At 71.9% G+C, this 25,787-nt stretch carries 23 protein-coding genes, 4 tRNA genes and 1 pseudogene; 19 read left to right on the forward strand and 9 right to left on the reverse strand.

Going from position 1 to position 25,787, the window contains the following annotated elements:
• Positions 1-7 precede the first annotated feature (7 nt).
• The 4 genes from BKA05_RS07475 to BKA05_RS07490 all read right to left on the reverse strand — a co-directional run bounded on the left by BKA05_RS07475 (position 8) and on the right by BKA05_RS07490 (position 4,573).
• On the reverse strand, positions 8-1,078 hold the full coding sequence (locus BKA05_RS07475; protein WP_218842358.1) for an NAD-dependent epimerase/dehydratase family protein: 1,071 nt from the start codon (positions 1,076-1,078) through the stop codon (positions 8-10).
• A 48-nt stretch (positions 1,079-1,126) separates the two neighbouring features.
• Entirely contained in the window at positions 1,127-2,401 is a 1,275-nt protein-coding gene (locus tag BKA05_RS07480; protein ID WP_179530874.1) for a hypothetical protein, read from the reverse strand.
• A complete protein-coding gene (locus tag BKA05_RS07485) occupies positions 2,401-3,888 on the reverse strand; it encodes an ABC transporter substrate-binding protein (RefSeq protein WP_179530875.1) in 1,488 nt (495 codons plus the stop codon). Before BKA05_RS07485 ends, BKA05_RS07480 begins: the two co-directional genes overlap by 1 nt.
• A 115-nt stretch (positions 3,889-4,003) precedes the next feature.
• Positions 4,004-4,573, reverse strand: a complete 570-nt coding sequence (locus BKA05_RS07490) for a TetR/AcrR family transcriptional regulator (protein WP_179530876.1) — start codon at positions 4,571-4,573, stop codon at positions 4,004-4,006.
• Positions 4,574-4,649: 76 nt separating this feature from the next.
• Between BKA05_RS07490 and BKA05_RS07495 the strand changes: the two genes are divergently transcribed.
• Genes BKA05_RS07495 through BKA05_RS07550 form a run of 12 tightly spaced genes read left to right on the forward strand, consistent with a single transcriptional unit; the run spans position 4,650 to position 16,237 of the window.
• Entirely contained in the window at positions 4,650-5,237 is a 588-nt protein-coding gene (locus BKA05_RS07495) for a TetR family transcriptional regulator (RefSeq protein ID WP_218842359.1), read from the forward strand.
• A complete protein-coding gene (locus BKA05_RS07500) occupies positions 5,234-6,481 on the forward strand; it encodes a cytochrome P450 (protein WP_343045561.1) in 1,248 nt (415 codons plus the stop codon). The genes BKA05_RS07495 and BKA05_RS07500 overlap by 4 nt, the downstream gene beginning before the upstream one ends.
• Before the next feature lie 14 nt (positions 6,482-6,495).
• On the forward strand, positions 6,496-7,287 hold the full coding sequence (locus BKA05_RS07505; protein ID WP_179530877.1) for an SDR family oxidoreductase: 792 nt from the start codon (positions 6,496-6,498) through the stop codon (positions 7,285-7,287).
• Between the two features lie 3 nt (positions 7,288-7,290).
• Positions 7,291-8,667 (forward strand): cytochrome P450, encoded by a 1,377-nt coding sequence (locus tag BKA05_RS07510; RefSeq protein WP_179530878.1) that lies wholly within the window; start codon positions 7,291-7,293, stop codon positions 8,665-8,667.
• The gene (locus BKA05_RS07515; protein WP_179530879.1) at positions 8,667-8,876 is read left to right on the forward strand and encodes a ferredoxin; all 210 of its coding nucleotides are present in this window, start codon (positions 8,667-8,669) and stop codon (positions 8,874-8,876) included. Before BKA05_RS07510 ends, BKA05_RS07515 begins: the two co-directional genes overlap by 1 nt.
• On the forward strand, positions 8,873-9,505 hold the full coding sequence (locus tag BKA05_RS07520) for a nuclear transport factor 2-like protein (protein ID WP_179530880.1): 633 nt from the start codon (positions 8,873-8,875) through the stop codon (positions 9,503-9,505). Before BKA05_RS07515 ends, BKA05_RS07520 begins: the two co-directional genes overlap by 4 nt.
• Positions 9,502-10,986: an aldehyde dehydrogenase gene (locus BKA05_RS07525; RefSeq protein WP_179530881.1), complete on the forward strand. Its 1,485-nt coding sequence runs from the start codon at positions 9,502-9,504 to the stop codon at positions 10,984-10,986. The genes BKA05_RS07520 and BKA05_RS07525 overlap by 4 nt, the downstream gene beginning before the upstream one ends.
• Before the next feature lie 32 nt (positions 10,987-11,018).
• Complete coding sequence (locus tag BKA05_RS07530) at positions 11,019-11,768, forward strand: SDR family oxidoreductase (RefSeq protein WP_179530882.1); 750 nt, start codon at positions 11,019-11,021, stop codon at positions 11,766-11,768.
• Complete coding sequence (locus tag BKA05_RS07535; RefSeq protein ID WP_343045562.1) at positions 11,765-12,664, forward strand: NAD(P)-dependent oxidoreductase; 900 nt, start codon at positions 11,765-11,767, stop codon at positions 12,662-12,664. Before BKA05_RS07530 ends, BKA05_RS07535 begins: the two co-directional genes overlap by 4 nt.
• Positions 12,661-13,074, forward strand: coding sequence for a carboxymuconolactone decarboxylase family protein (locus BKA05_RS07540; RefSeq protein WP_179530883.1), 414 nt, complete (start codon positions 12,661-12,663; stop codon positions 13,072-13,074). The genes BKA05_RS07535 and BKA05_RS07540 overlap by 4 nt, the downstream gene beginning before the upstream one ends.
• The gene (locus BKA05_RS07545; RefSeq protein ID WP_179530884.1) at positions 13,071-14,387 is read left to right on the forward strand and encodes an alpha/beta hydrolase domain-containing protein; all 1,317 of its coding nucleotides are present in this window, start codon (positions 13,071-13,073) and stop codon (positions 14,385-14,387) included. Before BKA05_RS07540 ends, BKA05_RS07545 begins: the two co-directional genes overlap by 4 nt.
• Positions 14,384-16,237, forward strand: coding sequence for an N-acyl-D-amino-acid deacylase family protein (locus BKA05_RS07550; protein WP_343045563.1), 1,854 nt, complete (start codon positions 14,384-14,386; stop codon positions 16,235-16,237). The genes BKA05_RS07545 and BKA05_RS07550 overlap by 4 nt, the downstream gene beginning before the upstream one ends.
• Here BKA05_RS07550 and BKA05_RS20250 read toward each other — a convergent pair.
• The 4 genes and pseudogenes from BKA05_RS20250 to BKA05_RS07565 form a co-directional block, all read right to left on the reverse strand.
• Positions 16,219-16,866: pseudogene (locus tag BKA05_RS20250) on the reverse strand (HNH endonuclease family protein); the annotation flags it as partial. The gene BKA05_RS07550 and the pseudogene BKA05_RS20250 sit on opposite strands and share 19 nt — an antisense overlap.
• A 144-nt stretch (positions 16,867-17,010) precedes the next feature.
• Positions 17,011-17,085, reverse strand: a tRNA-Val gene (locus BKA05_RS07555).
• Between the two features lie 25 nt (positions 17,086-17,110).
• A tRNA-Cys gene (locus tag BKA05_RS07560) sits at positions 17,111-17,184 on the reverse strand.
• A 31-nt stretch (positions 17,185-17,215) separates the two neighbouring features.
• Positions 17,216-17,288 (reverse strand) — tRNA-Gly (locus BKA05_RS07565).
• 142 nt (positions 17,289-17,430) lie between these two features.
• On the opposite strand from BKA05_RS07565, the gene BKA05_RS07570 reads away from it, so the two are divergent.
• Positions 17,431-18,255 carry an aminotransferase class IV gene (locus tag BKA05_RS07570; protein ID WP_179530885.1) on the forward strand — a complete coding sequence of 275 codons (825 nt, stop codon included), beginning with the start codon at positions 17,431-17,433 and terminating at the stop codon, positions 18,253-18,255.
• Here the strand turns inward: BKA05_RS07570 and BKA05_RS07575 are convergent.
• Complete coding sequence (locus BKA05_RS07575) at positions 18,252-18,713, reverse strand: SsgA family sporulation/cell division regulator (RefSeq protein ID WP_179530886.1); 462 nt, start codon at positions 18,711-18,713, stop codon at positions 18,252-18,254. The two genes, BKA05_RS07570 and BKA05_RS07575, sit on opposite strands and share 4 nt — an antisense overlap.
• Before the next feature lie 195 nt (positions 18,714-18,908).
• Between BKA05_RS07575 and BKA05_RS07580 the strand changes: the two genes are divergently transcribed.
• The 6 genes from BKA05_RS07580 to BKA05_RS07605 all read left to right on the forward strand — a co-directional run bounded on the left by BKA05_RS07580 (position 18,909) and on the right by BKA05_RS07605 (position 25,774).
• Positions 18,909-18,980: transfer RNA gene (locus BKA05_RS07580), tRNA-Val, on the forward strand.
• A gap of 270 nt (positions 18,981-19,250) precedes the next feature.
• Entirely contained in the window at positions 19,251-19,838 is a 588-nt protein-coding gene (locus BKA05_RS07585) for a hypothetical protein (RefSeq protein ID WP_179530887.1), read from the forward strand.
• 106 nt (positions 19,839-19,944) lie between these two features.
• Positions 19,945-21,951 carry a threonine--tRNA ligase gene (thrS, locus tag BKA05_RS07590; protein ID WP_179530888.1) on the forward strand — a complete coding sequence of 669 codons (2,007 nt, stop codon included), beginning with the start codon at positions 19,945-19,947 and terminating at the stop codon, positions 21,949-21,951.
• Between the two features lie 10 nt (positions 21,952-21,961).
• Positions 21,962-22,981 (forward strand): glycoside hydrolase family 25 domain-containing protein, encoded by a 1,020-nt coding sequence (locus BKA05_RS07595; protein WP_179530889.1) that lies wholly within the window; start codon positions 21,962-21,964, stop codon positions 22,979-22,981.
• 102 nt (positions 22,982-23,083) lie between these two features.
• The gene (locus tag BKA05_RS07600) at positions 23,084-24,073 is read left to right on the forward strand and encodes an AurF N-oxygenase family protein (protein ID WP_179530890.1); all 990 of its coding nucleotides are present in this window, start codon (positions 23,084-23,086) and stop codon (positions 24,071-24,073) included.
• A 15-nt stretch (positions 24,074-24,088) separates the two neighbouring features.
• Positions 24,089-25,774 (forward strand): FAD-dependent oxidoreductase, encoded by a 1,686-nt coding sequence (locus BKA05_RS07605; protein WP_179530891.1) that lies wholly within the window; start codon positions 24,089-24,091, stop codon positions 25,772-25,774.
• Positions 25,775-25,787: the final 13 nt, after the last annotated feature.

Here is a 25,787-nt window from a genome sequence, read left to right on the forward strand (position 1 = left end):
TCGCCTCTCAGGAGGTGGCGGCGGGCCAGCGCCGTTCCACGGCGCCCCACGGGTCGGCGTGGGTCCGGCCCGTGCCGGCGTACGGCGAGCGGCGCACGGCCAGCGCATGCATCGGTGGGCCCACCAGGCGCAGCAGGTAGCGCTTCCAGCCCACCTGCTCGCGGACCTCCTCGAGCAGCCGCGGCCAGCTGACCTGCTGGAACCCCAGGGCCTCCTGCGCGCGGGTGGTGTCCATCCAGTCCGTGGCGAACCAGGTCGTGTCGTCGTCGGGGTCGCCCGGCAGGCCCGGGGGCACCGCGCCGTCCATCCCCAGGGCAGCGGTGTAGCCCGTGGCGATGTCGCGCTGCACCAGCCGGTGGCTCTCGTCGCCCCCGATCATGAGGATCTCGCCGACCACGTCGGCGTCGACCGCCGCGGCGAAGGCGCGCGCCACGTCGCGGACGTCGACGGTCTGGATGCGGCCGTCATCGGGCAGCGAGGCGGAGAAGTAGGACGTGTCGGCGTCGTTGCCGCCGCTCACCTCGGTCGTCATCACGCCGCCGAGGCGCAGCACGACCCACGGCGTGGCGATCGCGCGCACGACCTCCTCGGCGGCCGCCTTGTGCCGGCCGTAGAGGTCGCTGGGCGCCAACGGGGTGTCGGGTCCGAGCAGCCCGAGGCCGCGGTGGGGGTTGCGTGAGCCGTGCACCGCGACGCTCGAGGCGTGCACGAAGCGGGCCTGGGGGGCGTGGTCGACGACAGCCTCGGTGAGGTTCCGGGTGCCGCCGACGTTGACGGCCTCGGCGACCCCGGGGCTCGCGTAGCAGGCCGGCGGGATGACGGCGGCGAGGTGGACGACCGCGCGGGGGGCGCTGGCCTTGACCAGGCCGCGTGCCTGCTCGGGGGAGGTGAGGTCGGCCCAGCGCCAGGCCAGGTCACGGTCGGCGGGGAGCGAGGCAGCGTGCTCCCGGTTGGCCCGGGAGCCGAGGTCGGTCGCGACGACGGGCAGACCACGCGCGCGCAGTGCGGTGACCGTGGCGCGGCCGACCAGGCCGCAGGCTCCGGTGACGAGGACGGGGGCTTCGGAGAGCAGGGTCACGGGTGCCAGGCTAGGAGACGTCTTGGGCGAGCGGGGTCGGGGCCCGCATCAGACCGGGAAGATCGGCAGGGACCGACGCGGCTCGAACTCGAAGGACGAGCCGCTGCTGAAGCGCGTGACCGCGACCTCGTCGGCCTCCTTGGCCGCAGCGCCGAGCACCACGCGGGCCGTCCACTCCTCCTCGGAGCCCTCGACCTGCACGTCGAAGCGATCGTCGACCGCCCTGACCGCGGCCTGCAGGGCGCTGGTGTCATGGGGCCCGCACAGCGAGATCCACGCACCGTCGGAGTGCGCGTCGCTGGGCCCGACCTCGAGACGAGAGTCGTCGGGGTCGACCGAGGCGACGACGTACGCCGCGGGGTTGAGCAGCGGGTGCAGCGCGAGCACCCGCAGGGCGCCGGCGGCGTCGCGGGACAGGTCGAGCACCCGGTGCAGCCGCTCGGCGGCGATGCCCGCGATGCCCACGAGCTGCTTGCGGCAGATCTCGCGCGCCTGCTCCGCCGACTCGCTGCGGGCCCGGACGGCGAGCACGAAGGAGAGGTTGAGCAGGTGCATCTGCAGGCACACCTCGTCGGCGATGCGCACCAGGGCGGAGTGGCTGAAGTCGGCGAAGTCGAGGTCGGAGAGCAGCGGACCGGCGTAGTCGCCCAGTCCGTCGTCGTCCGGGTCGACGGGCGCCAGCTCCAGCGACGCCGCCCGGCTCCGCACGACCTCGAAGTACGGCGCCAGCGGCTCGACCGGCGGGTGGGACTCGTCGATCGTGACGGTCCAGGCGCAGTGCGGAGCGCGGTCCGCGGGCACCCGCGGCGGGCGGTGGATCGGACGCACCTGTGCCCGTGGGTTGGTGGCCACGGCGGTCGCGTCGAAAGTGGGGTCCTCGATGTCGTGGCACATCGCCTTGACGTACTCCGGCCCCATCGGCTCGACGTCCATCAGGGCGCCGCAGTGGTCGAGCCGGAACTCCCCGTGCCAGGGGTCGTGGACCGTGTAGCGGAAGTCCATGAACTGCGGGGGCGCGCCGATGTCGAGCTGGAGGCCCTTGAAGATCGTGACGACGTCGCCCTGCCCCTCGACGGCGGGGGCGTAGCCGAGGGCGTGCTGCATCCGCCGGGTGTAGATGGGGGAGGAGCCGGCCCACTCCTCGATCGCGATGTCGGTCATCGCCGCGCGTCCGAAGGCCTGGATGCACCAGGCCATCCCGGAGCGGTCGATGAGCTGGCCGATGAGCAGCAGCTCGGGCACGAGCCGGGCCAGCTCGGCCCGGGTGAGGTCGGCGTACCGACTGGTGGTCGGGCCGGGGACGGTGCTGGGGACCTGGCTCATCAGCCACCCACTCCTGAGTCGACGAGGGGACCGCACATGAAGTCCCCGGGGGAGACCTGGGACCAGCTCTTGGACTTCAGCTGGAACATCTTGATGCAGCCGGGCGTGGTCTTGGCACCGATCGCCATCGGGGCGTGGATGCCGTTGGAGGTCCAGTCCTTCACGCCCTTGAGGGCGTCGACCAGGGCGGGCCGGGTCAGGTCGCCGCCGAGCTCGGTGGCCTTCTGGACGAACAGCCGCGCCGCGGACCAGGCGAAGAGGCCGTAGTAGTTGGGGATGGAGCCGGGGGCGACCCGCTCGAGCCACTGCCGGTAGAGCACCATCTCGGGGATCCTGGTGTCCTCGAAGCGCTGGATGACCGAGTAGACGTAGGTGCCGTCGACGGTGCTGCCGCCCTGCTCGACGTAGTTGGAGTCGTAGACGGTCGGGTCGGTGAGGAAGACCGCGTCCACACCCTGCTGCTCCATCGCCTCCTGCAGGCGGATGGTGAACTGGAAGGGGCCGTAGTACATGACGAAGCCGATGCCCTCGGTCTTCATCTGCTGGGCGTACGGCGCGTAGTTGAACTCCGCGGTGTCGATGCCCTGCACCCGGGTGACCTTGGAGCCGTTCTTCTCGAACGCCGCCGCGATGCTCTTGGCGTTGACCTCCGCCGCCGGGACGTTGACGTAGTAGATCCCGATGTTCTGGGTCGCCTGGGGCTCCTTCTTCTTCCAGTAGTCCAGGTTCGCCTTCGGGATGAGGTTGCCCCTGAGCGCGTAGGCGGAGAAGCAGGTCACGCAGGCCGAGCGCTGGGGCGTCACGGTGAAGGCGCGCAGGTCGGGGATGCCGCAGCTCTCGGCGGTCCCGGCGCCGCCCTGGTCCTGGGAGGAGACCGAGCCGATGGCGGCGAAGGCCTCGTCGCATGCCCGGGTGTAGGCCTGCTGGTCGCCTGCGGAGTCGGAGCGGGTGTCGAGGGCGGAGAGCCTCAGCGAGCGCCCGCAGATGCCGTCGGGGTTGGAAGCGTTGTAGTAGGCGACGAAGGCCTTGGTCGCGTCCTGGGCGGACTGGAAGAGACCGGGGACCGGTCCGGAGATGTCGGCGACATTGGCGACGGTGATCTCGGAGTCGGTGATCCCGGTGCTGTTCTTGAACCCGTCGCAGGAGCCGGCCTTCACGCCGCCGTCCGCCGACGTCTTGCCCTGCCCGGTGGGGGCGGCGCTGCCGCCGCCGGAGGAGCTGTCGGTCCCGCCGCCGCCGGAGGCATCGGTGCTGCCACCGGCCGGGTCGTCGCTGCCCCCGGATCCGTCGCCGGGGTCTCCTGCCAGGTCGCCGGCAACGTCGTCACCGGCCGTGACCGGGGTGCCGTCGGCGCCGACAGCGACGCCGCCCTGACCGTTGAGCCGGGCCATCGTGTCGGGGTCGACCTGGGAGCCGCAGGCGGTGAGCGCGAGGACGGCCACGACGGCCGTGACACGCAGCGGGGCGCGGTGGGAGGGGCGGCTCATGGTGGCTCCGAGGGGCTCGGTGGGGGAGCGGACGGTGCTGTGACAACGAGCACAATGGGGCCGGGTCACGGCTTGTGTCAACAGTGTTGACACGGGTCTGCCCGGACCGTCCCGGTCAGGAGTCGTGGACCTCCGGGCGGTCCGGCATCGCCACCAGCGCCTGGATGGCGGCGCCGTAGGTGCGGGCGAGGAGGGTGGGGTCGACCGAGACCAGGACGGGGTCCTCGACCAGGGCCATCTGGTCCAGCAGGCCGGCGACCTGGGCGCCGATCAGCCGGGCGCGCAGCTCGGCGTCGGGGCCGGGGAGGCGAGGGGTGAGCGGTCCGACGAACATCTCCTCGAGGGCGTCGATCAGCCGGGCGCGCACGAGGTCGGAGTCCGAGGCCCGCACCATCGCGCGGTACGCCGAGAAGCGCACGTCGCGCCCCGGCCCGAGCAGCGTCGCGACCAGTCGCTCGCCCAGCTCCTCGAGCGGGCCGAGCGTGGCCCCGCCGAAGTGTCCCTGGAGGTCCATCGTGTCGAGGAAGAGCTTCTCCTTGGACCCGAAGTGCCGGATGACCAGGGCGGGGTCGACGCCGGCCTCCGCGGCCACCGCGCGTACCGACGTGCCGGTGTAGCCGTGCTGCTCGAACAGGGCGCCGGCGGCGCGGGCGATCGCCTCGCGGGTGGTGAGGGTGACGGTCACGCCGCGAAGTCCACAGTGTTGACCCGGTCTGGTCAAGGTGCTTGCGCCGGACTGGAACACGTTCTAAGTTGGACAGGTGTCCAGTCAGGTGTCCATGGTCGCGCGGCAGGCCGTCGACGGCCGTCGCGCGGAGACCCTCGAGAAGCTGCTCGAGGCCGGCTCCGAGGAGCTGCGAGCCGTCGGCCACGACGCGCTGACGGTGCGCTCGGTCGCGGCGCGTGCCGGGGTGTCGCCGGCGACGGCGTACACCTACGTCGCCAGCAAGAACCACCTCTTCGCCGAGCTGTTCTGGCGCTACCTCGACTCCGACCGTCCCGCGGTCAGCGGCTCCGGTGCGCTGGAGAGGCTGCGGGCCACGACCCGAGCCCTGGCCGGGCAGCTGGCCGCCGCGCCCGAGCTGGCCGCCGCCGTCACGCCCGCGCTGCTCAGCTCCGACCCCGACGTCGAGCGTCTGCGCCTGCGCATCGGTGGTGAGTTCCTGGATCGCTTCGCCGAGTCCATCGGCGACGACATCCCCGCGGACCGGGTGGACCCGGTGCTCGAGACCCTGGTGATGGCCTTCTCGGGAGCACTGCTGCAGACCGGGATGGGGCTGATCACCTACGCCGAGCTCGCCGACCGTCTCGACCCGGTCGTCGGCACGATCCTGGAGGGCCACCTGTGAGCACCACCGTCCGCGCCGCCGTCGGCCCCGACCTCGACCTGGCCCGCTTCGACATCTACGACCACGCGGTCCAGGACGACCCGCTGCCGTGGTACGCCGCCCTGCGCGACCGCGCACCGCTGTTCCACAACACCGAGCACGACTACTGGGTGCTCAGCCGCCACGCGGACGTGCACTGGGCGACCCGCGAGGACGCGGGCCTGTCCAACCGGATGGGCGTCACGCTCGACGCGAGCGCCTGGAACGAGCACGCGCACCTGGTGATGTCCTTCCTGGCGATGGACCCGCCGGAGACCACCCGGCTGCGCAGGCTCGTCTCGCGCGCGTTCACCCCCCGGCGGGTCCGCGAGCTCGCTCCCACCGTCGAGCGGCTGACCGAGACCTACCTCGGCGCCGCGCTGGCGAGGGCGGACGAGGGGTCCTTCGACTGGATCGCCGACGTCGCGGGGCGCATCCCGATGGACGTCATCAGCGACATGATGGGCGTGCCCGAGGCCGACCGGGCCGAGGTGCGTCGGCTCTCGGACCTGCTGGTGCACCGCGAGGACGGCCTGCGCGACGTGCCGGCGGTCGGCATCGAGGCCTCCATGAAGCTCTTCGAGTACTACGCCGGCATGCTCGCCGAGCGTCGTCGACGCCCCTCCGACGACCTCACCAGCGCCCTGCTCAACGCCGAGGACGAGTCGGGCCGGATGACCGACTCGGAGATCACGGCGTTCCTGTTCCTGATGGTGGTGGCCGGCAACGAGACCACCACCAAGCTGCTGGGCAACGCGGTCTTCCACCTCGCTCGACGACCCGACCAGCTCGCCGAGGTGCTGGCCGACCCCGAGGGCCCGCTCGTGGACAGCTGGGTCGAGGAGACGCTGCGCTACGACGCCTCGACGCAGTACGTCGCGAGGCTGGTGACCGAGCCCCTGACCCGTCACGGGGTGACCGCCCCTGCCGGCAGCAAGCTGCTCCTGGCCCTCGGCGCGGCCAACCACGACGACAGCGTGTTCACCGACCCGCATCGGTTCGACGTCCACCGCAGCGCCGACGAGCTCGGTGACCACCTGAGCTTCGGCGGCGGACGGCACTTCTGCCTCGGCGCCAACCTGGCTCGGCTCGAGGCCCGGCTGGTGCTGAAGGCCCTGGTGGGTCGAGCCCGGCACCTGGAGGTCGACGAGGCGAACGCGGTGCGCTTCTACTCCGCCAACGTGCGCGGCTTCGCGCACCTGCCCATCACCGTCACCGAGCGCTGAGGAGCACACCGAGCATGGGACGCGAGAAGTACGCCCGCCCCGACCGCCGCCCGGCGGTCGTCACCGGTGCCTCGTCCGGCATCGGCGCGGCCACCGCGCTGACGCTGGCCGCAGGTGGCTACCCCGTGGCCGTCGGTGCCCGACGCGAGGACAAGCTGACCGACCTGGTCCAGCGCATCCGAGACGCCGGCGGCGAGGCGGTCGCCCACCCGCTCGACGTCTCCTCGACCGAGTCGGTGGAGGAGTTCGCCGCCAAGGTCACCGCCGACCTCGGCGAGGTCGAGGTCGTCGTGTCCGCTGCCGCCCAGCTCGCGCCCGGCACCCTCCACGAGGTCGACAGCGACCGGATCTCCCGGGAGCTCGACGTCAACGTCGTGGGCACCCACCGTCTGGTGCGGGCCTTCGTGCCCGGGATGGTCCAGCGCCGCCGCGGTGACCTGGTGATCGTCTCCAGCGACGTCGCGGTGCGAGCCCGCCCCTTCATGGGCGCCTACACCGCCGGCAAGTGGGGCCTGGAGGGCCTGGCCCACGCGATGCAGATGGAGCTCGAGGGCACGGGCGTGCGGTGCTCGATCGTGCGCCCCGGCCCCACCTGGAGCGAGATGGGCATGGACTGGGACCCCGCCGACGCCGCCAAGGTGCTCGACGGGTGGGGCAGGTTCGGGCACGCCCGGCACAGCCACTTCCTGCAACCCCAGCCGCACGCCGACGCCATCAGGGCCATCGTCGACGCCCCGCGCGGCGTCCACCTCAACCTCATCGAGGTCTCGCCCGAGGCCCCCGTCACGGATCCTGCGGAGGACTGACCCATGACCGTCACCCACGAGCGCCACCCGGCGGTCGCCGACATCCCCGAGGTGTCGGTCGCCGTCCCCGACCCCGACGGCCACGGGCACCTGGCCGAGCTGCGCACCGACCCGGTGGCCCTGCTCGAGCGGGTGCACGCCGAGTGCGGCGAGATCGGCCGGTTCCGGCTGGCCGACAAGGACGTCGTCATGGTCACCGGCGCGGAGGTCAACGAGCAGTTCTTCAAGGCCCCGGACGCCACCCTCGACCAGGCGGCGGCGTACCCCTTCATGACGCCGATCTTCGGCAAGGGCGTGGTCTTCGACGCCTCCCCGGAGGAGCGGCAGCAGGCGCTGAAGAACCAGGCGCTGCGCGGTGACCAGATGCGCGGCCACGCCAGCACCATCGAGCGCGAGATCACCCGGATGGTCGCCGGGTGGGGCGAGGAGGGCGAGATCGACCTGCTCGACTTCTTCGCCGAGCTGACGATCTACAACACCGCCGCCTGCCTGGTGGGGCCGCCCTTCCGCGAGGAGATCGACCACCGCTTCGCCGAGGCCTACCACGGCCTGGAGCGGGGCACCGACGCGCTGGCCTACGTCGACCCCTACCTGGAGGGCGTGGAGTCCTTCGAGATCCGCGACCGCTCGCGCGAGACGCTGGTCGCGCTGGTGCAGGACATCATCGACCGCCGTCGGGACCGCGGGACGGTGGCACGCGAGGAGCGTGACCTCCTCGACGTCCTGATCTCGCTGGACATGAGCGCCGACTACATCACCGGCGTCTTCATCTCCATGCTCTTCGCCGGGCACCACACGTCCTCGGGCACCTCGGCCTGGACGCTCATCGAGCTGATGCGCCACCCGGAGCAGATGGCCGAGGTCGTCACCGAGCTCGACGAGCTGTACGCCGATGGCTCGGAGATCTCCTTCCAGGCGCTCCGCTCGATCCCGCAGCTGGAGTCGGTGATCAAGGAGACCCTGCGCCTGCACCCGCCCCTGATCATCCTGATGCGCCAGGTGGCCCAGGAGATCGAGCTCGCCGGCCACCTGATCCCGCCGGGCACGATCGTCGCCTCCTCGCCGCGGGTCTCCAACCGGCTGGCCGAGGACTTCCCGGACCCGGAGTCCTTCGACCCCGGCCGCTACCTCGACGAGCGCCAGGAGGACCTGCAGAACCGCTGGACCTGGATCCCCTTCGGCGCCGGGAAGCACCGGTGCGTGGGCAACGCGTTCGCGATGATGCAGATCAAGGCGATCTTCTCGGTGCTGTTGCGCGACTTCGAGTTCGAGCTCGTCCAGCCCAGCGAGTCCTACCGCGACGACTACTCGAAGATGGTCATCCAGCTGCAGCGCCCCTGCCGGGCCCGGTACCGCCGGCGCGTGAAGGCGGACGGCTGATGGGCTTCAAGGTCGTCGCGGACCGCGACATCTGCCAGGGCCACCAGATGTGCCAGGCCGAGGCGCCGAGCGTCTTCGGCTTCGACGAGGACGCCGACGTGGTCGAGGTCCTGACCGAGCACCCCGACGAGTCCCTGCGCCCCCAGGTGCAGGCAGCCGTGACGTACTGCCCGGCGTTCGCGCTGGCCATCGAGGAGGAACGAGCATGAGTGACCTGACCCGCGCCGAGATCGAGGAGTTCTGGGAGACCTGGCTCCAGGTCAACCGTGACTGCGAGCGCACCGGCGACTGGCGACCGATGGCCGAGTGGTACGCCGAGGACACCACCTACGGCTGGATGCTCACCCCCGACGAGCACTTCATGGCCGTGGGCCGCGACCAGGTGCGGGACTGGGCCATCGGCATCGAGATGGACGGCTTCGACGGCTGGCACTACGACTACGTGTGCACCGTCATCGACGAGCAGAAGGCCATGGTCATCGGGCTGTGGAAGCAGCGGTCCGGGATCCTCGACGACGCCACGGGCAAGGAGTACGAGGTCGCCGGTCTCGGCGGCTCCTGGTTCGGGCTGAAGCGGGTCACCGAGGGTGCCGACGCCGGTCAGGTGAAGATCGACTGGCAGCGCGACTGGTTCGACTTCGGCTCGATGTCGCACACCATGATGGCGATCCTCTCCTCGGGCAAGGCGCCCGACACCCTCAAGGAGCGGGTCAAGGTCTTCGGCCACGACGTCCCCGGGCACTACCACGCGGCCGACCTGCCCTCGACCGTCTGGCCCCCGCCCGTGGAGGCGGGGGAGTACGTCACCCAGGTCGCTGCGCCGGAGGTGACCCCATGAGCCGCCTGACGATCACGCTGCCGCCCGCCCAGCAGCTCGTGGACGGCAAGCTGACCGGGTCCACCGACGGCGCGACGTACCCGATCCTCGATCCGGCCACCGGTCAGGAGATCGGCGTCGCCCCCGACAGCACCGGCGCCGACGTCGAGGCGGCCATCGCGGCCGCCCGCCGGGCGTTCGACGAGTCCGAGTGGGCGAGCGACCGCGACCTCCGGCTGCGCTGCCTGCGCCAGCTGCACGCGGCGCTGCTCGAGGAGGCCGAGGAGTTCAAGACCCTGACCACCGCCGAGGTCGGCATGCCCGGCTTCATGATGATGGCCGCCGGCTTCGACGTGCCGGTCGAGGGGCTGAGGTGGGTCACCGACCTGCTGGAGTCCTACGAGTTCGAGACCGACCTCGGCGAGGCCCAGCCGATGGGCATCCCCACCCGGCGCACCGTGCGGCGCGAGCCGGTCGGCGTGGTCGCCGCGATCTCGCCGTGGAACGTGCCGACCCAGATCAACCTGGCGAAGATCGGCCCGGCGCTGGCCGCCGGCTGCACGGTGGTCCTCAAGCCGGCCCCGGACACCCCCTGGGTGGCGGCCGAGCTCGGGCGCCTGGTCGCGGAGAAGACCGACATGCCGGCCGGCGTCTTCAACGTGGTCATGCCCCGCTCGAACGAGGTCGCCGCCCGGCTGACCTCGGACCCCCGGGTCGACATGGTGTCCTTCACCGGCTCGACCAACACCGGGCGCGCCATCATGGCCGCGGCCGCACCGACGCTGAAGAAGGTCTTCCTCGAGCTCGGCGGCAAGTCCGCCGCGATCGTGCTCGACGACACCGACGTCGCCGCGGCTGCCGGTGGCACCGCCTTCACGGTGTGCATCCACGCCGGCCAGGGCTGCGCCCTCACCACCCGGCTCGTGGTGCCGCGCGAGAAGTACGACGAGGCGGTGCAGGCTGCCGCGGAGACCATGGCCGCGATCGGCACCGCCGACCCCGCTGACCCCTCGGCCATCTGCGGCCCGGTCATCTCGCAGGTCCAGCGTGACCGCGTCGAGGCCTACCTCCGGCTGGCCGAGGAGGAGGGCGGCACGTTCGCCACCGGCGGCACGGTGCAGGTCAAGGACGGCGAGCTGGCCGGCGGCTACTGGATCGAGCCGACGGTCATCGCGGGGCTGGACAACACCTCGCGGCTGGCCCAGGAGGAGATCTTCGGGCCGGTGCTGGTCGTCATCCCGCACGACGGCGACGACGACGCGGTCCGCATCGCCAACGACTCCGAGTTCGGCCTCTCCGGCTCGGTCACAGGCGGGGACCTCGAGCGAGCCACCGCGGTCGCGAACCGGATCCGCACCGGCACCGTCGCCGTCAACGGGGGCGTCTGGTTCAGCCCCGACGCCCCGTTCGGCGGCTACAAGCAGTCCGGACTGGGCCGGGAGATGGGTGTGGCCGGCTTCGAGGAGTACCTCGAGGTCAAGACCCTCGCGTTCCCTGCCTGACCCGTCCCACGATCACGAGAAGGAAGCAGCAGATGAGGTTCAAGGACAAGGTCGCCGTCGTCACCGGCGCGGCGCAGGGCATCGGCGAGGCCTACGCGAAGGCACTGGCCGCCGAGGGGGCCGCAGTCGTCGTGGCCGACCTCAACGCCGACGCCGGCCAGCAGGTCGCCCAGCAGATCGAGAGCGACGGAGGCCGCGCGATCTTCGTGTCCACCGACGTGTCGTCGCACGAGTCGGCCGCGGCGATGGTGGAGGCGGCCGTGGCGGCGTACGGCGGGATCGACCTGCTGGTCAACAACGCCGCGATCTACGGCGACATGGCCTTCGACCTGCTGATCAGCGTCGATTGGGACTACTACAAGAAGTTCATGAGCGTGAACATGGACGGCGCGCTGGTGATGACCCGGGCCGTCTACCCCGAGATCGCCAAGCGGGGAGGCGGCGCCATCGTCAACCAGTCCTCGACGGCCGCCTACCTCTACTCCGGCTTCTACGGCCTGGCGAAGGTCGGCGTGAACGGCCTGACCCAGCAGCTGGCCCACGAGCTGGGCGGTCAGAAGATCCGGGTCAACGCCATCGCCCCCGGCCCGACCGACACCCAGGCCACCCGCACCCAGGCCGGCGACGCGGCCAAGGACATCGTGCGCAACAGCCTGGCGCTCAAGCGGATGGGCTCGGTCGACGACATGGTCGGCGCCTGCCTCTACCTGCTCTCCGACGACGCCTCCTGGGTCACCGGCCAGATCCTGGCGGTCGACGGCGGCCAGACGTTCCGGCTGTGAGCGCTGCGGTGGACGCGCCGGTGAAGGTCGGCTTCGTCGGGCTCGGCAACATCGGCAAGCCGATGGCGCTGCGGCTCGCGGGCGCCGACGACGTCGAGCTCGGCGTGTACGACGTCGCGGCCGGCCCGCTGGAGGAGCTCGCGGCCGCGGGCGCCCGGCCCGCCGCCTCGGTGGCCGACCTGGCCGCCGAGGTCGACGTGCTGTGCGTGATGGTCCGTGACGACGACCAGGTGCGCGACGTGATGGGGCAGGTGCTCGGCGTCGCCGGTGACCGGCTGACGGTGGTCGTCCACTCCACCGTCGCGCCCGACACCCCGCGCCAGCTCGAGATGAGCGCGTCTCGGCACGGGGTGAAGGTGCTCGACGCGCCCGTCTCCGGCGGCGGCATGGGTGCGGCCGAGGGCACGCTGGCGATCCTCGTCGGCGGCTCCGACGAGGCGTTCGCCGCCGCGCGCCCGGCGCTCGAGCCGATGGGCAAGGTCGTGCACTGCGGGCCGATCGGCACCGGCACCAGGTTCAAGCTGGCCCGCAACCTCATGCACTTCGTGGCGTTCACCGCCGCGACCGAGGCCCAGCGTCTCGCCGAGGCGGCCGGGCTCGACCTGCGCGCGCTCGGCGACGTGGTGCGCCACACCGACGCCATCACCGGCGGCCCGGGCGCGATCATGCACCGCGAGAGCACCGCGCCCATCGCGCCCGACGACTTCTGGTTCGGGGTGTTCGAGCATGTGGTGGCACTGGGGGAGAAGGACCTCACCTTCGCCCTCGGCCTGGCCGACGAGCTCGGTGTCGACACCCCGCTGGCCCGGCTGGCCCTCGACGGGCTCGCGCCGGGCCTCGGCATGCCGCACTCCGCCCTCCACCCCACCAGCACCCAGACCGAGGAGCACCCATGAGCGGCAAGTTCGACGACCTCCCCGAGATCCGCCGCAAGGGCCTGGAGAAGATGGAGCAGGTCTACGGCTTCGAGATGTCCGACGGCGAGGGCGACTTCTTCCGCTACACCGCCGACCACCTCTTCGGCGAGGTCTGGAACCGCCCCGGCCTCTCCGACCGCGACCGCCGGCTGCTGCTAATCGGCCTGCTGGCCGGCAAGGGGTACGCCGACGTGCTGGGCATCCAGGTGCCGGCCGCACTGGCCAACGACGAGCTCGACGCCCGGGCGTTGCGCGAGATCGTGATCATGGTCTGCCACTACGCCGGCTGGCCCGACGGCGCGAAGCTCAACGCGGTCGTCGAGGACGCCATCGGCAAGGCCGAGCGGCAAGCGGAGCGGGCGCGCGCGAAGGATGCCGAGCCGTCGTGAGCCTCCCCTCCGCCGTCCTGTCCCCGCTGCCTCCCGGCGACCACCGGCTGCACGGCGCGCGGCCGCCGGTCGACCTGGAGGCACTCGGCTGGACGGAGGTGGAGCACACCGCCTCGGGCGTCGCGCGCTCCCCGAGCGGGGTCGAGGCGTCGTACGCCGTGCGGGTGCTGGTCCGGCACCCGCCTGCCTACACCGCGAGCGGCACGCTGTGCGTGGAGTGGCTCAACGTCAGCTCCGGCGCGGAGGCGGCACCGGAGTGGACCTACCTGGCCGAGGAGCTGCTCCGCGCGGGTCACGCCTGGGCGGGCGTCTCCGCGCAGGTGGTCGGCGTGATGGGCGGTGCCGGGTCCGTGGCGGTCGACGGCGGTGCGCCGCCGACGAGTCCCGGGCTGGTGGGCTCGGACCCGCAGCGCTACGGCGACCTGGCGCACCCCGGTGACGCCTGGTGCCACGACGTCTACGCGCAGGTCGCCCGGGCCGTGCGCGACCTGGTGGGCGCCGACCTGGTGCTGGCGGTGGGGGAGTCGCAGTCGGCCTGCCTGCTCTCGCGCCACCTGGTCTCCGTCCACGGCCCCGACTCGCCGTTCGGCGGCTACCTCGTGCACTCGCGGGCCGGTGCGCTGCCCGCCCTCGAGCCCGACGGCCAGCAGCACACGATGGCTGCGGTCCTCGCGCAGCCACCGGCCGTCCTGCCCGACGACCTGGTGCCCACGCTGGTGGTGCAGACCGAGACCGACGTGCTCGGGCGGATGCGCTCGCTGCCGGCCCGGCAGCCCGACGGTCCCTGGCTGCGGACCTGGGAGGTCGCCGGCACCGCGCACGCCGACAAGTTCCAGATCGACGCCTTCGAGGAGCTCCTCGGCTGTCCCACCCCGGTCAACCGGGGACAGCAGGTGTTCGTGCTGCGGGCCGGGCTGCGGGCCCTGGAGACGTGGGCGCGCGGCGGCGACGCCCCGCCGGCCGCGGACCCGTTCGAGGTGGTGGGCGAGCACTACGCGACCGACGACCTCGGCACCACGCTCGGCGGGGTGCGCACCCCGGCCGTCGACGCGCCGGTCGAGAGGCTCAGCGGGTTCGCCCCGGAGGGCGCCTCGCTGATCTGCCAGCTCTTCGGGTCGACGACCCCGCTGCCGGCCGGGTCGTTGCGGGCGCGCTGGGGCTCGGCCGAGGAGTACCTGGCGGCGTACTCCGCGGCGACGGAGGCGATGATCGCCGCCGGGTTCGCCTGCCCGGAGGACCGCGACGCGCTGCTGTCCGAGGCGCGGCCGCAGGCCTTGACCCAGGATCAAGACCCCTCTTGGATCAGCAGGTGAGTGCTGTGAGCTACGACACCATCATCCGCGGCGGCCTGTGGTTCGACGGGACGGGCGCCGAGCCCGCCGTGCGCGACCTCGGCATCCGCGACGGCCGGGTCGCTGCCGTGTCCGCGACCCCGCTGGAGGCGGGGCCGGCCACCGAGGTCGTCGAGGCGGCCGGGCGGTGGGTGATGCCGGGCATGGTGGACATCCACACCCACTACGACGTCGAGGTGCTCGAGGGGCCGGGGCTCCCGGAGTCGCTGCGCCACGGCGTGACGACCCTGCTGCTCGGGTCGTGCTCGCTCTCCACGGTGCACGTGGACCCGGTCGACGCCGGTGACCTCTTCGGCCGGGTGGAGGCGATCCCGCGCCAGCACGTCATCGGCGCGTTGCAGCGCATCCGCGAGGCCGGCGAGGGGTGGGACGGCGCCTCGTCGTACGTCGAGGCGCTGGAGCGCCGGCCGCTGGGCCCCAACCTGGCGGCGTTCGTCGGTCACTCCGACCTGCGCGCCGCCGTGATGGGGCTGGACCGGGCCACCCGCAAGGAGGTCCGCCCGGCGCGTGCGGAGCAGGCGAAGATGGAGCAGCTGCTCGGCGAGGCCCTCGACGCGGGCTTCGTCGGCATGTCGGCCCAGCAGCTGCTCTTCGACAAGCTCGACGGCGACCTGTGCCGCTCGCGCACGCTGCCCTCGACGTACGCCAAGGGCCGCGAGATGCGCCCGCTGCGCTCGATCCTGCGCCGGCGCGGCCGGGTGCTGCAGGCCGGCCCCGACGCCAGCCACCCGCACACGATCGTCACCCAGGCGCTCGGGTCGATCGGCTGGGGCAGGCGCAAGGCCCTGCGCACCAGCCTGCTCTCGGCCGCGGACATCAAGGCGATCCCGTTCATCATCCACCTGATGAACCTGCTCGGCGGGGTGGTCAACCGGCTCGGCGCCGACTTCCGCTGGCAGCACCTGCCGGTGCCCTTCGAGGTCTACGCCGACGGCATCGACCTGGTCATCTTCGAGGAGTTCGGCTCCGGCGCGACCGCGCTGCACCTGCAGGAGCAGGCCGCCCGCAAGGAGCTGTTCCGCTCCGAGGAGTACCGCCGTGCCTTCCGCAAGGACTACGAGTCCAAGTACGGCCCGCGCGTGTGGCACCGCGACTTCTTCGACGCCGAGATCGTCGCCTGCCCGGACTCCTCGGTGGTGGGCAAGTCCTTCGGCCAGGTCGGTCTCGAGCGTGGCGGGCTGCACCCGGTCGACGCGTTCCTCGACCTGGTGATCGAGCACGGCACCGCGATGCGCTGGCGCACCACGATCTCCAACCACCGGCCCCGGATCCTGCAGAAGATGGCGCAGAGCCCGCACGTGCAGATGGGCTTCTCCGACGCCGGCGCGCACCTGCGCAACATGGCCTTCTACAACTTCGGGCTCCGGCTGCTCAAGCACGTGCGCGACGCCGAGCGGGCGGGCCGTCCGTTCCTCACCGTCGCGCAGGCCGTGCACCGGGTGACCGGTGAGCTGGCCGAATTCTACGACATCGACGCCGGTCACCTGCGGGTCGGTGACCGTGCCGACGTGCTCGTGGTGGACCCCGAGCGGCTCGACGCCACGCTGGAGGAGTACGCCGAGGAGCCGGTCGCCCAGTACGGCGGGCTGTCGCGGATGGTCAACCGCAACGACGCGACCGTGCCGCTGGTGATGGTGGCCGGTCAGGTGGTCGTGCGCGACGGCGTCCCCACCTCGCTGGTGGGTGCTCAGCGCACCGGCTCGTTCCTGCGGGCGGGGCAGCGCTCCAGCATCCCGGCGAGGGCGGAGGCCTCGGAGTCGTCAACCGCCAGCGACCAGGCCTCCTTGACCGCCACCCAGGTCAGCGCGTAGTCGCACTGGAAGTCCTGCGTCGGCAGCCAGGCGGCGGGGTCGTCGTCACCCTTGGACTGGTTGGTCGCGCCGTCGGAGGCGACCAGCACGGCGAGGTCGTTGGCGAAGCGCTCGCGGCGGGCGTCGCTCCACGCGCTCGCGCCTGAGCGCCAGGCCTCGGCCAGCGGCACGACGTGGTCGATCTGCACGGCCTGGGCCTGCGCCGGGTCCTTCATGTCGGTCATCACCAGGCGGGTCCCGGTGTAGGGGTCGACCCAGGTGCCGGCCAGCACGTCGTGGTCGCAGGCACCCTGTCGCGCGGTCTCGACGGTGCCGGGCTCTGCGTCGCGCAGCAGCACGTCGTCGCGCTGGTTGCACCCGTTGCCGTCGACGTCCGACCAGGCCTCCCCGAAGGCGTCGCGGTCGTAGGCCGGCCCGTCCGGCCACCGCTCGACCCGCGGCAACCGCCCCAGCGCGGCCAGCGCGTCGGCGCGGGAGAGCTGCGCGACCTCGGGCACCGTCGAATCCCCGCCGGGGCCGGGTCGGCCCCCGGTCCAGGAGTTGACCCCCGCCACCGCGACCACGACGAGCACCGCGACCACGACGACCCCAGGCAGCTTCCGCACGACGCGAAGGCTCCCACGCGACACCGACGCTCGGCCGGCCAGCCCCTCGGGACGTCATACGTCGAGCAGGAGGGGACGTCCTGCCCGTATGACGTCCCACGGCCCACGGGGGCTTGGGCCCGGGGGGAAACGACACAGGCCCCGGTCGGGGGACCGGGGCCTGGATGCTGGTGGGCGATACTGGGTTTGAACCAGTGACCTCTTCCGTGTCAAGGAAGCGCGCTACCGCTGCGCCAATCGCCCGGGTCTTGAGTTGTGGTGGGTCGTGTGGAGGTGGGTACGGGATTTGAACCCGTGTACACGGATTTGCAGTCCGTTGCCTCGCCTCTCGGCCAACCCACCGTGGAGGCCAAACACTGGAGAGACCTCTCCGAGCGGACGACGAGGCTCGAACTCGCGACCTCAACCTTGGCAAGGTTGCGCTCTACCAACTGAGCTACGTCCGCTTGTTCCTCCGGGGGCGTCCCCGGCGAACGACAGGAACAGTAGCCCATGCCCCAGACCGCGCCAAATCCAGGTGTCCTCGGCGTTTCGGGGGTGCGAACACGGTGCTCCTGCGGCCGTCCGGCGAGGCCTACAGTGACCACCATGCACGCCTGGGTGGACGGTTCCCTGCTCCCCGACCCGCACGCGAGGGCCGTCCGGGTCACCGACCACGGGCTCACCGTCGGCGACGGGGTCTTCGAGACGCTCAAGGTCGTCGACGGTCGCCCGTTCGCCCTGGGACCCCACCTCGACCGGCTGGGACGCAGCGCGACCGGGCTGGGCCTGGACGAGCCGGACCGGGAGTCCGTCCTCGCCGGCGTGCGCGCGGTCCTGGGGACGGCGCACCTCCCGCTCGGCCGGCTGCGGATCACCGTCACCGGGGGCCCGGCGCCGATGGGGTCGGGGCGTGGCGACGAGGGGCAGACGATCACCGTCGTGGCCGACGCGATGCCGCCTTCGGCCGCGAGCAGTGCCGTCGTCGCGGTCCCCTGGCCGCGCAACGAGCGCGGGGCGACCGCGGGGCTGAAGACGACGTCGTACGCCGAGAACGTCATCGCCCTCGCGCACGCGAAGTCCCAGGGGGCCGACGAGGCGGTGTTCGCGAACACCGTCGGCGACCTGTGCGAGGGCACCGGCTCCAACATCTTCTACGCCGTCGACGGCGAGCTGCGCACGCCCACGCTGGCCAGCGGCTGCCTGGCCGGCGTCACGCGGGCGCTGGTGCTGCAGTGGTGCGGCGGCCACGAGGTCGACGCTCCGCTCGCGCAGGTGGCGGCGCAGGCCGACGAGGTGTTCCTCGTGTCGACCACCCGCGACGTGCAGCCGGTCCTGCGGTGGGACGGACGCACCTGGGCCGAGCCCGGACCGCTCACCCTTGCCGCAGCACGGGCGTGGGCGGAGCGGGAGCCCGAGGGGTTCTCCCTCTAGGCAGGGCGCCCGCGAGGCGTCAGCAGGTCGGCGACCAGGGCGTCGAGGTCCAGGTGCGCTGACTCGGTGCCCCACAGCACCAGGCAGAGGGAACGGGCCAGGAAGTCGTCGAGCTCGGGCATCGCGAGCCGGAGCACCAGGCGCCCCGAGGGGGCCTGCAGCCGGATCACCACCGCGTCGTCGAGGTCCGGGGTCAGGGTCGGCCACACCATGACGTCGCCGTCACCGGCCGGGCCGCGCGCCCCGGTCACCAGCAGCTCGCGGGAGACCATCCAGGTCACGTCACCCTCGGAGGCGTGGAAGACCAGCGCCACGGCGTACGGGTCCTCGGGGTCGTAGACCAGGGACGCCGGCAGCTCGCCGCCGCGCTCGCCGGCGGACTCCAGGCACGTCATCCGCACCTCGGAGACGAGGACCGTGAGCGGCGCGCCGTGCATCGGCTCGGAGTGGTTCGGCATCAGTCCTCCTGGCTGGCCCGGAGGCGGCCGGGCGGCCGTCTCTGTGGGAGGGACGCTGTTCCCATCGGCTCGTGACGCGGAAACCTTCAGGAGATTTCCGAGACGTTGCGGGAGGGGCCGTGCGCAGGCTCGCGCGGGGCCGTGGATGCCGATGCGGGGGAGCGCTGCGCCATGCGCTACAGTCGGCCACCGCACGGGCGATTGGCGCAGTGGTAGCGCGCTTCGTTCACACCGAAGAGGTCACTGGTTCGAACCCAGTATCGCCCACCGTTGCTTGATCTGAGGCGTGGTAGCGCGGCTCTGTCGTCGCACCGAAGAGGTCACTGGTTCGAACCCAGTATCGCCCACCGTTGCTTGATCTGAGGCGTGGTAGCGCGGCTCTGCCGTCGCACCGAAGAGGTCACTGGTTCGAACCCAGTATCGCCCACCGTGCGCAGAGGCCCTCTGGCAGCGAATCCGCTGATCAGGGGGCCTTTCGCCTTGTTGCTAGTACGTCGGTCACGCGCCGCCGGCCCCGATCCGTGGCATGGTGGATCCATGCGACTCCAGCGCACGGCGTACGCCGCGGTCGTCCCGTTCCTGTTGACGGCCCTGGTCGGATGCGGCTCGGACACCGCGGAGACCGCGGCCGACGACAGCAGCCCCACGCCGTCGGCGAGCACGAGCGCGGATCCCACGACCGACCCCTCTGCGGATGTCAGCGACGAGCCCAGCGCGGAGCCGTCGGTCGACCCGGACCCCGCGGTGGTCACCGGCATCGAGGGCACCTTCGACGACGAGGCACTCACCGTGACCGTGGAGGTGCCCGAGCTGGTGGCCAGCGACCGGGTGCTGCTGATGTACCGCCAGCAGAAGCGTGACGTGCGGGTCGCCGTGGAGTCGATCCTGGTCGGCGACGAGCCGCGGCTCAACGGGGTGTGGACCGACTACAGCACCGAGATGAGCGGCAGGCTCAAGGACGTCGAGGCCACCTGGGACCTCGCCGCCGGGACGATCACGTTCACGCTGCGCGACCACCTCAACGGCACGCAGGCCACCGTCGCGGCGATCGGTCTCGGGCCCAAGGACCGCTACCCGGTCGAGCCGCCCGCCGACGCGGTGAGCACGACGATCCAGCGCAGCTGAGCGCGCGCACGTCGAGCCATATCGAGTGGGGCACGGCCGGAGTCGGTCGATACCCTGCACGCACGCCCGGGACCGGGCGTGGAACCCACCGAACAGGAGCACCGCTGTGTCCGAGCTGAGCATCGTCCGCGTCCACGCCGAGGAGCGTCAGGACCGGACGGTCACCACGGGCACCAAGGCGTGGGAGCTGTTCAAGGACGAGACCGACGTCGTCGCCGCCCGCGTGGTCTCGACGGGCTCGACCGACCCGGCGCTGAAGGACCTCTCCTACGTGCTCGCCGACGGTGACGTCGTGGAGTCGGTGCCGATCGACTCCAAGGACGGTCACGACATCCTGCGCCACTCCACCGCGCACGTGATGGCCCAGGCGGTGCAGCAGCTCTTCCCCGAGGCCAAGCTCGGCATCGGCCCGCCGGTCACCGACGGCTTCTACTACGACTTCGACGTCGAGAAGCCGTTCGTGCCCGAGGACCTCGCCAAGATCGAGACCGCGATGCGCAAGATCATCAAGGAGGGGCAGCGCTTCGAGCGCCGGGTCACCACCGACGCCGACGCGATCAACGAGCTGCAGGACGAGCCCTACAAGATCGAGCTGATCGGCCTGAAGGGCTCGGGCAACGCCGAGAGCGCGGCCGAGGGCGCGAGCGCCGAGGTCGGCGCCGGCGAGCTGACCATCTACGACAACATCCGCCGCAACGGGGACGTCGCCTGGTCCGACCTGTGCCGCGGCCCGCACCTGCCGACCACCAAGCGGATCCCCGCCTTCAAGCTGATGCGGTCCGCAGCGGCGTACTGGCGCGGGGACGAGAAGAACAAGATGCTCCAGCGCATCTACGGCACCGCCTGGGAGTCCAAGGAGGCGCTCGAGGAGCACCTGCACCGCATCGAGGAGGCCGAGCGCCGCGACCACCGCAAGCTCGGCCGCGACCTCGACCTGTTCTCCTTCCCCGACGAGATCGGCTCCGGCCTCGCGGTCTTCCACCCCAAGGGCGGCGTGATCAAGCGCGTGATGGAGGACTACGTCCGCCAGCGCCACATCGAGGAGGGCTTCGAGTACGTCGGCACCCCGCACCTGACCAAGGACCAGCTCTTCTACACCTCCGGTCACCTGCCGTACTACGCCGACACCATGTTCCCGCCCATGGAGTTCGAGGGCTCGAACTACATGGTCAAGCCGATGAACTGCCCCATGCACAACCTGATCTACCGCTCGCGCGGGCGCTCCTACCGCGAGCTGCCGCTGCGGCTCTTCGAGTTCGGCTCGGTCTACCGCTACGAGAAGTCCGGAGTGGTCCACGGCCTGACCCGCGTCCGCGGCCTGACCCAGGACGACTCGCACTCCTACGTCACCGCCGAGCAGGCGCCCGGCGAGATCAAGCACCTGCTCGATTTCGTGCTGGGGCTGCTGCGCGACTTCGGGATCGACGACTTCTACCTCGAGCTGTCCACCCGCGACGACTCCAAGCCCGACAAGTTCGTGGGCTCGGAGGAGGACTGGGCCGTGGCGACCAAGGTGCTCGAGGACGTCGCGATCGACTCCGGCCTCGAGCTGGTCCCCGACCCGGGCGGCGCGGCGTTCTACGGCCCGAAGATCTCCGTCCAGGCCAAGGACGCCATCGGCCGGACCTGGCAGATGTCGACCATCCAGTACGACTTCAACCAGCCCGCCCGCTTCGAGCTCGAGTACAACGGCGCCGACGGGGCCAAGCACCAGCCGGTGATGATCCACTCGGCGAAGTTCGGCTCCCTGGAGCGGTTCTTCGGCGTCCTCGTCGAGCACTACGCCGGCGCCTTCCCCCCGTGGCTCGCGCCGGTCCAGGTCGAGGCGATCCCGATCGCCGAGCGGCACGTGGACTACCTCTACGACATCGCCAGGCGGATGAAGGTCCAGGGCCTGCGGGTCGAGGTCGACGACTCCGATGACCGGATGCAGAAGAAGATCCGCAACGCGCAGCTGCAGAAGGTGCCGTTCATGATGATCGCCGGCGACGACGACGTCGAGAAGGGCGCGGTCTCCTTCCGCTACCGCGACGGCCGCCAGGACAACGGCGTGCCGATCGAGGAGGCCATCGCCCGGGTCGCGGCCGCGGTCGCCTCGCGCGAACAGGTCTGACCGGGGTCTCGTGGCTCGCTCCGCTCGCACCTCGACCAGCGGGTGGGCGCTGACCCTCGCGCTGGTCCTGACCGGGTGCGGCGGAGGGTCCGCGCCGCAGCCGGAGGCCTCGGCCTCCGCGCGACCCGACGGCGCTCCCGCACCGTTCCCGGCGATCGGCGAGGGCGCGCAGGAGGGCGAGGTCGGGGCCGAGGGCCTGAGCCTCGAGGACGTGGAGGCGATGCGCGACCTGGCCGACGCCGCCGAGCAGCTGGCCGGCCAGCAGCCCACGATCGCCGCCCGCGACGGCTCGCCCGTGCTGGGCGGCGACATCTCCTGGCCGCAGTGCCCCAAGGGGCTCGGCATCCCGCAGCGACGCACGCTGGGGCTTCCGATGCCCACCCCGGACATGGAGTACGTCGTCGTCGGGCTCACCAACGGGCCGGGCTTCTACCCCAACCCGTGCCTGGCCGAGCAGGTCGCCTGGGTGCGCGAGCGCGGGCTGCTGCTCTCGGCCTACGCCGTCCTGAGCTACCCCGACGACCAGGCCCTCGAGCAGTTCGGCGACGACGGCCCCCACGACGGCGCGTCCGTCGTGGGCGCCCTGCGCAACGTCGGCTACCAGCAGGCGTTGTACAACATCCGCTCGATGCGGGCGGTCGGCCTGGACACCCCGCTGGTGTGGCTGGACGTCGAGCCCGTCGCGCTCTTCGAGTGGTCCGGGGACCCGGTCGCGAACGCCGCGGTCGTCGAGGGTGCGCGGCGTGGCTACGAGGACGCCGGCTACCGGGTGGGCGTGTACTCGACGCCGTACCTGTGGGAGCAGATCGTGGGCGACCTGGCTCTCGGCGTGCCGGAGTGGCGGGCGGCGGGGGAGACCTCGCGTGCGGAGGCCCTCGAGCGCTGTGGCGCCGACTGGTCCATCCAGGGCGGCGAGCCGGTGCTGGGCCAGTGGCTCGAGGCCAGCCGCGACCACAACGTCACCTGCCCCGGGATCTCGCGGGACCTCGGACGGTGGTTCTCGGCCACGCGTAGGGCTACCGACGGGTAACAGTAAATGCGACACGCTGTCGCGCTTACCTATTTACACCGACATCGTGTCGCACTAACGTCGTCACATCGACGACGACGTCTTCCCACGAGGTGATGAGTGATGACCGCGACGCAGATCCCCACCGGCACCGAGCCCAGCGCGCCGAGCTACGAGCAGCGCCTGCAGACCCTCTCCGAGGCCTCGGTGCACCAGCACTTCGACGCGTTCAAGGACATCGCCTGGGACCACCCCGACTACGCCATCGACCCGCACGACCGGCGGTGGATCCTCCCGACCGCCGACGTGCTGGGCCGCACCGAGTGGTACCGCTCGCTGCCGCAGGACGAACAGGTCCGCATCGGGCTCTACCGCCAGGCCAACGTCACCAAGGTCGGCCTGCAGTTCGAGCAGATCCTCATCGCGGGGCTGATGAACTACGCCTTCTCGTTGCCCAACAACAGCGCGGAGTTCCGCTACTCCACGCACGAGGCGACCGAGGAGTGCCACCACACCCAGATGTTCCAGGAGTTCGTGAACCGCTCCGGCCAGGACGTGAAGGGCGGCACCCTGCTGTTCCGGATGCTCGCCCCGGTGCTGCCGCTCTTCGCCAAGTGGGTGCCCTTCGGCTTCTTCTACGGCGTGCTCGCCGGCGAGGAGCCGATCGACCACGTCCAGAAGTCGATCCTGCGCGCCGGTGACGACATGCACCCGCTGCTGCAGCGGATCATGCAGATCCACGTCGCCGAGGAGGCCCGCCACATCGGCTTCGCCCACCAGTACCTCGAGCACAAGGCCCCGCGCCTCAAGCGGGGCGAGCGATTCGTGCTGAGCCTGCTCGTCCCGGTGATCATGCGGTGGCTGTGCAACGAGATCCTCGTCCCCAGCAGGCGGGCCCAGCGCGACATGGGCATTCCCGCCGAGGTCATGAAGCAGGTCTACTGGGACGCTCCTGAGTCCAAGAAGTTCCTGCGCGACCTGTTCGGCGACGTGCGGATGCTCGCCGAGCGCACCGGCATGATGAACCCGGCCTCGCGACGGGTCTGGCGGGCCATGGGCATCGACGGCCGCGCCTCGCGCTTCCGCAGCGAGCCCGCGTCCGCGGCCGCCTGAGGCAGCGAGCGCCCCGTGCCGTACGTCGTCACCCAGTCGTGCTGCTCGGACGCCTCGTGCGTCCTGGCCTGCCCCGTCAACTGCATCCACCCCGCGCCCGGCGACCCCGACTTCGCCACTGCGGAGATGCTCTACATCGACCCCGACGGCTGCGTCGACTGCGGCGCGTGCGCGACCGCCTGCCCGGTGGACGCCATCAAGCCGCACACCCTGCTCACGCCGGCCGAGGAGCCGTTCCTCGCGCTGAACGCGGAGTACTTCGAGGTCTTCCCGCACGCGGACCGCGCCCCCGTCGCCGTCGTGCCGCCCCAGCGCCGGCTGCGTGACCCGCGCCCGGTGCGGGTGGCCGTGGTGGGCGCCGGGCCCGCCGGTCTGTACGCCGCCGACGAGCTGCTCAAGCACCCCGAGCTGCGCGTGGACGTGCTCGACCGGCTGCCCACCCCGCACGGGCTGGTCCGGGCCGGGGTGGCGCCGGACCACCAGCGCACCAAGCAGGCCGAGCGGCTCTTCCGGCAGATCGAGGAGCAGCCGGCTTTCGGGTACCTCCTGGGCGTGGAGGTCGGTCGCGACGTCTCCCGCGCCGAGCTCGACGAGCGCTACGACGCGGTGATCTGGACCGTGGGCGCCTCGGCCGACAAGCCGTTGCACGTCCCCGGTGAGGACCTGCCGGGCTCGCTGTCGGCGACCGAGGTCGTGGGCTGGTACAACGGCCACCCCGACCACCAGGACCTCGCCGTGGACCTCGGTCACGAGCGGGTCGTGGTGGTGGGCAACGGCAACGTGGCCCTCGACGTCGCGCGGGTGCTCACGCTCGACCCGGAGCGGCTCCGCGGTACCGACATCGCCGGGTTGCCGTGGGCGCAGCTGGCCCAGAGCCGGGTCCGCGAGGTCGTGGTGCTCGGGCGCAGGGGCCCCGCCCAGGCCGCCTTCACGCTGCCCGAGCTGGTCGGCCTCGTCGCGCTCGCCGAGCAGGGGGTGGTCGACGTGGTCGTCGAGACCGGGGGAGCCGACCTTCCGGCCGACACCCCGGTGGGTCGCCAGCTCGCCCGGCTGCGCAGCCTGCCCACCGACCCGTCGCGCCGTCGGATCGTGCTGCGCTTCCTCACCCAGCCCCTGGCCGTGCTCGGCGAGGAGCGCGTGACCGGGCTCGAGGTCGAACGCACCTCGCTGCAGCCGGGCCCCGACGGCACGCTGCGCGCGGTCGGCACCGGTGGGACCGAGGTGCTCGAGTGCGGGCTGGTCCTGCGCGCGGTGGGCTACCACGGCCGCGAGGTCGCGGACCTGCCCTACGACCCCGCCACCGGCACCGTCCCCAGCGACCGCGGCCGGGTCGAGCCCGGTACCTACGTCGCCGGCTGGGTCAAGCGCGGCCCCACCGGGTTCATCGGGACCAACAAGTCCTGCGCCCAGGAGACCGTCGCCAGGCTGCTCGACGACCTCGACGCAGGGCTGGTCGGACCTCCCGCACGTGACGCCGCCGACCTCGGCGCACTGCTGGCCAGCCGCGGCGTCACGGTGCTCGATCTCTCCGACTGGCGTGCCCTCGACGCCGAGGAGCGTCGTCGCGGCGCCGCCGGCGGTCGGGTGCGCGCCAAGATCGTGGACCGCGAGGAGATGCTCCGCGTGGCGGTCGAGGCACGTCGCGAGCGGGTGGCCCGTCCCCGGTACGCTTCCAGGCCGAAGGCGCGCAGCACGCGCTGACCCGATCCGAGCC

This window comes from Nocardioides marinus (genome assembly GCF_013408145.1).
Classification (GTDB): Bacteria; Actinomycetota; Actinomycetes; order Propionibacteriales; family Nocardioidaceae; genus Nocardioides; species Nocardioides marinus.